The organism is Acidaminococcus sp. CAG:542 (assembly GCF_000437815.1).
In the GTDB taxonomy this organism is placed as follows: domain Bacteria; phylum Bacillota; class Negativicutes; order Acidaminococcales; family Acidaminococcaceae; genus Acidaminococcus.
This window is the reverse complement of the sequence record NZ_FR902035.1, coordinates 8,315-15,204: the sequence shown is the minus strand read 5'-3', so window position 1 is coordinate 15,204 and position 6,890 is coordinate 8,315. Positions and strand designations below refer to the sequence as shown.

The 6,890-nt window shown below is 54.7% G+C and carries 8 protein-coding genes and 1 pseudogene; 6 read left to right on the top strand and 3 right to left on the bottom strand.

Translation table 11 applies throughout. The features are described from left to right. On the top strand, positions 1 to 569 hold a 569-nt coding region (locus QVO43_RS02255; protein WP_288174348.1), incomplete at its 5' end, for a GTPase. A 42-nt stretch (positions 570 to 611) separates the two neighbouring features. Then, positions 612 to 1,856: a methionine gamma-lyase family protein gene (locus QVO43_RS02250; protein WP_022486983.1), complete on the top strand. Its 1,245-nt coding sequence runs from the start codon at positions 612 to 614 to the stop codon at positions 1,854 to 1,856. A gap of 144 nt (positions 1,857 to 2,000) precedes the next feature. Here QVO43_RS02250 and lexA read toward each other — a convergent pair whose 3' ends face one another. Next, on the bottom strand, positions 2,001 to 2,651 hold the full coding sequence (gene lexA / locus QVO43_RS02245) for a transcriptional repressor LexA (RefSeq protein WP_154488113.1): 651 nt from the start codon (positions 2,649 to 2,651) through the stop codon (positions 2,001 to 2,003). Between the two features lie 98 nt (positions 2,652 to 2,749). Here lexA and QVO43_RS02240 point away from each other — a divergent pair, with 98 nt between their 5' ends. The 4 genes from QVO43_RS02240 (at position 2,750) to QVO43_RS02225 (ending at position 5,236) form a co-directional block, all read left to right on the top strand. Next, on the top strand, positions 2,750 to 3,040 hold the full coding sequence (locus QVO43_RS02240) for a hypothetical protein (RefSeq protein ID WP_154488079.1): 291 nt from the start codon (positions 2,750 to 2,752) through the stop codon (positions 3,038 to 3,040). 159 nt (positions 3,041 to 3,199) lie between these two features. Next, positions 3,200 to 4,096 carry a bifunctional hydroxymethylpyrimidine kinase/phosphomethylpyrimidine kinase gene (locus tag QVO43_RS02235; RefSeq protein WP_022486981.1) on the top strand — a complete coding sequence of 299 codons (897 nt, stop codon included), beginning with the start codon at positions 3,200 to 3,202 and terminating at the stop codon, positions 4,094 to 4,096. Next, a complete protein-coding gene (locus QVO43_RS02230; protein ID WP_022486980.1) occupies positions 4,096 to 4,662 on the top strand; it encodes a TIGR04002 family protein in 567 nt (188 codons plus the stop codon). Before QVO43_RS02235 ends, QVO43_RS02230 begins: the two co-directional genes overlap by 1 nt. After that, positions 4,637 to 5,236, top strand: coding sequence for a TIGR04100 family radical SAM protein (locus QVO43_RS02225; RefSeq protein WP_288174347.1), 600 nt, complete (start codon positions 4,637 to 4,639; stop codon positions 5,234 to 5,236). The genes QVO43_RS02230 and QVO43_RS02225 overlap by 26 nt, the downstream gene beginning before the upstream one ends. Positions 5,237 to 5,282: 46 nt before the next feature. On the opposite strand, the gene QVO43_RS02220 is transcribed toward QVO43_RS02225, so the two are convergent. Next, complete coding sequence (locus QVO43_RS02220) at positions 5,283 to 6,503, bottom strand: dicarboxylate/amino acid:cation symporter (RefSeq protein WP_022486978.1); 1,221 nt, start codon at positions 6,501 to 6,503, stop codon at positions 5,283 to 5,285. Positions 6,504 to 6,646: 143 nt separating this feature from the next. Continuing rightward, a pseudogene (locus QVO43_RS02215) lies at positions 6,647 to 6,890 on the bottom strand (cytochrome c biogenesis protein CcdA); the annotation flags it as partial.

Below are 6,890 nucleotides of genomic sequence, written 5' to 3'. Positions count from 1 at the left end.
CCACCCTGGACCCTACCACCCGGCAACTGGAACTTCCGGATGGGAGCCACTGCACCCTGACGGATACCGTAGGGTTTATCCAACGGCTGCCCCATCAGCTGGTGGCCGCTTTCAAATCCACCTTGGAAGTGGTGAAGGATGCGGACCTGCTGCTCCATGTAATCGACTGCTCCCACGAGCTGTACCGGGAACAGTCAGAGGCGGTGTACCAGGTGCTCCAGGAACTGGAAGTCACTGAAAAGCCCATTCTCACCGTGTACAACAAGGTGGACCGGCTGACCCAGCACGAAGGCCTCCGGCACCGGCTGGAACAGGAAGAGGACGCCCTGTGCCTGTCCGCCCGTACGGGAGAAGGGGTACCGGAACTGCTGGAAAACCTGGCCCGGCTTTTAGGGCAGGACCGGGTGGAACTGGAACTGTCCATTCCCTATGGGGAAAGCAGGCTGGCCGCCCGGCTCCATGAAGAGGCCCAGGTCCTTTCGGAAACCTACGGGGAAACCGGGATCCTGATCCGGGCCCGGATGGACAAGGGCCTGGGAGAGAAATTGGCCCCCTATGTCCGGAAATAAAAGCATCAATTAATCAAGCAATTAAGGAGGAAATCAATTCCAATGGATATACAATGGGATGAAATCGAACGGAAAGCACTGGACACCGTTGCCCAGCATACCAAAAGCCATGAAGCCGCGGCCCTGGTGAACACCAAAAAGGTGCTGGACGCCTTTGCCAAGTTCCAGGTGGCCGATTTTTACCTGAAGCCCACCACCGGCTATGGCTATTCTGACATGGGCCGGGACCAGCTGGACCTGATTTATGCGGATATCTTCAAGACGGAATCCGCCCTGGTCCGTTCCCAGTTCGTATCCGGCACCCACGCTCTGGCTGTGGCCCTTCTGGGGAATCTTCATCCCGGGGATGAAATGATCGGAGCCACCGGGGAACCCTACGACACCATGCAGACCATTATCGGCCATCCGGTGAAGACTCCCGGCTCTCTGGTGGACCTGGGAGTCACCTACAAGGAAATCCCCATGGAAGGGGACCATCCGGACATCCCTGCCCTCCTGGCTGCCATCACCCCCAAGACCCGTCTGGTCCACATCCAGCGGTCCTGCGGCTACAGCAGCAAACGGAAGACCCTGACTGTAGGGGAAATCGGAGAGATCTGCCAGGCGGTGAAGAAGGTCCGTCCAGACATCATCTGCTTCGTGGACAACTGCTACGGGGAATTCATTGAGGACAAGGAACCTACGGAAGTGGGGGCCGATCTGATGGCCGGGTCCCTGATCAAGAACCTGGGGGGCGGCTTTGCTCCCACCGGCGGCTACATTGTAGGCAAAAAGGATCTGGTGGAACAGGCTTCCTACAGGCTCACTGCTCCCGGCCTGGGCGGTGAAATGGGCTGCACCCTGGGGGATACGGCCCGGGAATTCTATCAGGGGCTCTTTATGGCTCCCCATGTAGCTCTCCAGGCGGTGAAGACCTCCATGTTCGCTGCTTCCGTTTTCCAGTCCCTGGGCTTTGAAGTGTCCCCGCTGCCCGATGATGTACGCAGTGACATTATCCAGACCATCACCCTGAAGACTCCGGAAAATCTCTGTGCCTTCTGTGAAGCCATCCAGGCCCATTCGCCCATCGACGCCCATGTGACGCCGGTCCCCTCTCCGCTGCCCGGCTATCAGGATGACATCATCATGGCCGCCGGTACCTTCGTCCAGGGGGCTTCCATCGAACTGAGCGCCGACGGACCCATGCGGGCACCCTACAAGGTGTTCATGCAGGGGGGCCTGACCTTTGAACACGGCCGGATCGCCGTGATGGCCGCTGCCCGGCAGATTATGGAAAAGCAAAAATAAGAAAGCAAAAAACAGCCTCTGAATTTCGCTTCAGAGGCTGGTTTTCATATGCGTGCTATACTGGGATGGCAAAGCCAAAGAAAAACGCTCAAATCAAAGATTTGAGCGTCTGAAAGGAATTTGCCCTATGGAAGGCATCAACCTTTATAAAGTACGGAATACCGCAATGACTTTTCCCTTGATTTCGATGTTGTCGGTGCCCACAATGGGAGGGTAGGCATCATTTTCCGGCTGGAGACGGATCTGTTTCAGTTCCCGGAAATACCGTTTGATGGTGGTTTCTTCCCCGTTGAGGAGGGCCACTACAATATCCCCGTTGGTGGCATAATTCTGTTTCCGGACAAATACATAATCATGGTCCAGGATCCCGGCATTCTTCATGCTGTCTCCTTCCACCACCATCATGAACACATCTTCCTTGCAGCCGATGAGATCCAGGGGAATGGGGTAGGTGTCTTCGATGTTTTCCACAGCCAGCATGGGATCACCTGCGTGGACAGCGCCCACCAGAGGCACCGGAACCATGCTTTTCTTCCGCCAGCTGATTTCTTCCCGGAGCCCGTAGGTACGGGGCTTTTCCGGATCCCAGCTGACAAAACCGGCTTCCGCCAGCTTTTTCAGGTTGTTGTGGACGGAAGCACTGGAAGACAGACCCACAGCACTGCCGATTTCCCGCACAGAAGGGGGATAGCCGTTGGTGAAGATGTACTGCCGGATAAAATCGAGGATCTGGCTCTGCCGGGCATTGATCCCATGGGAGCGGGAGGGTTTCTTTTGTTCCGTATCCGTCGTCATTTCTGTATCAGTCATGGTATAAATCTCCTTTGAACAGGATGGATTTGTGGTACAAGAGTCCAATCTAATTAGAATAAGTATAACAGGAAAACAATTGTGTGTCAAACGAGTGTTTAGAAAGGAAACAGGAACCTGGAAGAAAATCAGGAATCCAGCCAGGTGCAAGCCGTGAATCCGTATGGATAAATCCTAAAGAGTATGGCCAAATCCCGAAGTATGAAAATAAAATCCAGGGCCGGTGCATCAGCAGAAAAATGACCCGGCCGGATCGGGAACCCGGTCCTGAAAGAAGGATCCCAAAGGAAATACCGGGAAAAATCTCAGTTTCTGGACAAATCGAGATCTCTGGTTTTCCAGAAAATTTACGTCCAATAATATATATTATGTAAAATAGTGTGGATAAAGCGCCTTGGAGAACCGGTGCTTCCGGCCGTTCAGACACGGTTTGGCTCAAGAATTTCCCAAACCGTTCCTTTTCTTTCAATTGTTTCTATGTTATAACAGAGTTTGTCAAAACGTTACAATATTAACCAAAAGGAGCTTTTGTTATGCATCTGCGTGTTGCAGCCATCAATGATCTTTCCGGCCTGGGAAGATGTTCGCTTACAGCCGATATAGCCGTGCTGGCAGCCATGGGCATCGAAGCCTGTCCTATGCCTACGGCAGTGCTTACATCCCAGACCGGCTACCCGGGATACCGGTGCCTGTCCTTTGCCGATCGTATGGATGACTATACGGAGCACTGGCAGGAACTCCAGGTTTCCTTTGCCGGGATCCTTTCCGGGTATCTTGCCACGCCTGATGCAGCGGAAAAGGTCCGGGCCTTTTTGGACCGGTTCCACAGACCCGGGGTGCTGTACCTGTGCGACCCGGTGCTGGGAGACAATGGCAGGGCCTACCGGGGCTTTACCGAGGCTTCCATTGAGGCCGTCCGGCAGCTGGCTTTCCAGGCGGATCTTTTGACTCCCAATCTCACGGAATTCTGTATCCTCACCGGTACGGATATGAGGCCCATCCAGAAACTGGGACAAACAGATCCGGAAGCGCTGTTCCCTATATTGGAAGAAAAAGCAGGCTGCTTCCAGGGCCGTTCCCTGGTGATCACCGGGATCCCTGTACTGGATAAGAACCGGGAAACGCTGATTCTTTCGAATTTCATTGTAAAAATGGCTGGAGGAAAATCCTCCGTGGTTTCCAGTCCTCATCTGGGAGGCAGTTATTCCGGCACCGGGGACCTGTTTGCCGCGGTGGTCCTGGGGGCCCTGCTCCAGAAAAGGTCTTTGGAAGAAGCAGTCCGGCTGGCTGTGGGGTTCATTGCCAGGGGCATTGGGGATGCCCGGCGGGAAAACACCCCTTGCAATGACGGCATCAATTATGAACCCTATCTGGGGCTCCTGGCCCCTCCCCTGCCCCATGGTTCCCAAGCTGAAAGGAAGGATACCTGATGAAACAACAACGAACAGAACAGGAAAAACTCCATTTGTTGGTACTGACTGGTGTGTTCGCCGGGCTGATCTGCCTGTTCACCGCCTATATCTGTCATATCCCTATGGGATCCAATGGAGGATATCTCCATTTCGGTGATACCCTGATTTACGTGGCTGCGTCCCTGCTGCCTCAGCCCTATGCTTTGGTGGCGGCAGCCATTGGAGGCGGGCTGGCGGATCTGCTGATGGCACCCATGTGGGCACCGGCCACCATTGTGATCAAGGCGCTGATTACGCTGCCTTTTACCTGGAAAGCCCAGAAGCTGCTGTGCACCCGGAACCGGATCGCCCCGTTCCTGTCCTGGATCATTTCCACCATCGGGTATTACCTGGCAGAAGGACTGATTTTTGGGACCTATGCAGCTCTGGTGACTTCCATTATGGGCAGTGCTCTCCAGTCCGGAGGCAGTCTGCTGTTCTATTATCTGGTGGCCGGAGTCCTGGACAGACAGGATGTAAAAGCCAGACTGTTTCATGGAGAAAGGATGATGAATGATCATGGCTCAGATTCTTTATACTTATAAAGATGGCGTCTATGCCAATTTGACCAATCTGTGCAACTGCCGGTGTACGTTCTGCGTCCGGTTCCAGCATGAGGGCATCGGGGATGCGCCCACCCTGTGGCACAAGGTGAACCCCAATTGGGAACAGGTAAAGGCAGCGGTGGATGCTTTTGATTTCACCGGGTTCAAAGAGCTGGTGTTCTGCGGATACGGGGAGCCCACCTGTGCCCTGGATCTGATGCTGAAAACGGCCCGGTATGTGCGGCAGATCCATCCGGAACTGAAGCTGCGGGTGAACACCAACGGGCTGGGGAACCTGGAAAACGGCCGGGATATCGTACCGGAACTGGCCCAGGTGCTGGATGCGGTTTCCATCAGCCTGAACGCCCCGGATGAGGCGGACTACAACAAGGTGACCCGCCCCACCCTGCCGGGAGCCTACCAGGCCATGCTGGATTTTGCCCGGGAATGCAAAAAAATGATCCCGGATACCCGGATGACCGTGGTGGACGTGCTGCCCCCGGACCAGATCGAAGCCAGCCGGAAAGTGGCAGAAAGCTGCGGGATCAAGCTGCGGGTACGGCATTTTGCATGAAAAAGGGGCTGTGAAAAAATCATTTTTCACAGCCCTCTTTTCCTATCTATTTCTTTTTCTTCAGCAAATGGGTCACGATAATGGCACAGGAGGCGTCTCCGGTGATGTTCAGGGTGGTCCGGCCCATGTCGAAGATCCGGTCCACACCAGCCACTAGGGCAATGCCGTCCACCGGCAGGTTCACAGAGGCCAGCACCATGGCCAGCATGATCATCCCGGCACCGGGCACTCCGGCCGTCCCTACAGAGGCCAGGGTGGCGGTTACCACAATGGTGAGCATCTGGGGCAGGGTCAGGTCGATGCCGTAGCAGGACGCAATGAACACGGCGCACACGCCCTGGTAAATGGCCGTCCCATCCATGTTGATGGTGGCTCCCAGGGGCAGGGCGAAACTGGTGACTTCCTTGGAGGCTCCCAGCTTGTTGGCGCATTCCATATTAATGGGCAGGGTCCCTACGGAAGAGGCACTGGAAAAGGCAAACAGCATGGCAGGCATCATGCCCTTGAAGAATTTCAGGGGACTCATGCCCCCGATGGCCCGTACTGCCATGGAATACACCAGGATGGCATGGAGAGCATAGGCAATGTAGGCACAGAGGATGACTTTGGCCAGGGAACCGATGACCGCGGTGCCGTTCTGGGCAATCACCGGGCACAGCAGACAGAATACACCGATGGGAGACAGGGCCAGGATCATTTCCATGACCTTCATGAACACATCGTTCCAGGTGTTGATGAAATCAGCAGCCTTCTCCCCTTTCTGGCCCAGGGCGATAATGGCGATGCCGATCAATAGAGCCATAACGATTACCTGGAGCATGTTGGCACTGGTCAGCGGCGCCAGGAAGTTGGAGGGAAACAGGTCCACCAGCATCTTCATGGGGCCAGTGCTGGTGTTTTTCACCTTAAAGGCCAGATCCGCTGTGGACAGTACCGGGAACATGGGCTTGAAGCTGTTGGCGATAATCAGGCCGATGGTGGTGGCAATGGCGGTGGTAATAAAGTAATAGACCAGGGTAATGCCGCCGATGGAACCCAGTTTCCGGATATCACTGAGAGAGACCACCCCTGCCATAATGGAAAACAGCACAATGGGACCTACGATGAATTTCACAAGATTCAGAAAGATTGTGCCAAAAGGTTTAATGTAGGTGACGGCAAAAGCCACGTTCCCCTGCAGGGCCAGCCCGGCAATGATACCCAGGATCAGGGCAATGAAAATCTGCCCCGCCAGAGGGATTTTTTTCTTCTTTCCTTCTCCATCCATACAAACCAGCCTCCTTTGCAGAACTTTTGGTAAAAAATTGTATCGTATTCTTCTACAGTATACTGTAAAATCATTATAGCATACTCTATATGGAGAAGAAATCTGAAAATAGAGAATATTACGAAGGAAAATCCATGGCCTCCCTACCCTGCCAGGAAGGCCATGATCCGCAGGGTCATGCCGCTGAGCATCAGGATGCCGAAAAATATCAGGAACAGGCCCATGGTTTTCTGGATCCGGGGCAGCCAGGCGTAGTGCCGGCGCAGGCAGGGCCCGAATTTCTCCCAGGACAGGGCCGCCAGAAGAAAGGGGACACAGAACCCCAGGGCATAGGCCAGCAGCAGGAACAGCCCTTCCCGGGCGGTCTGCCGGCTGCCAGCTGCCATC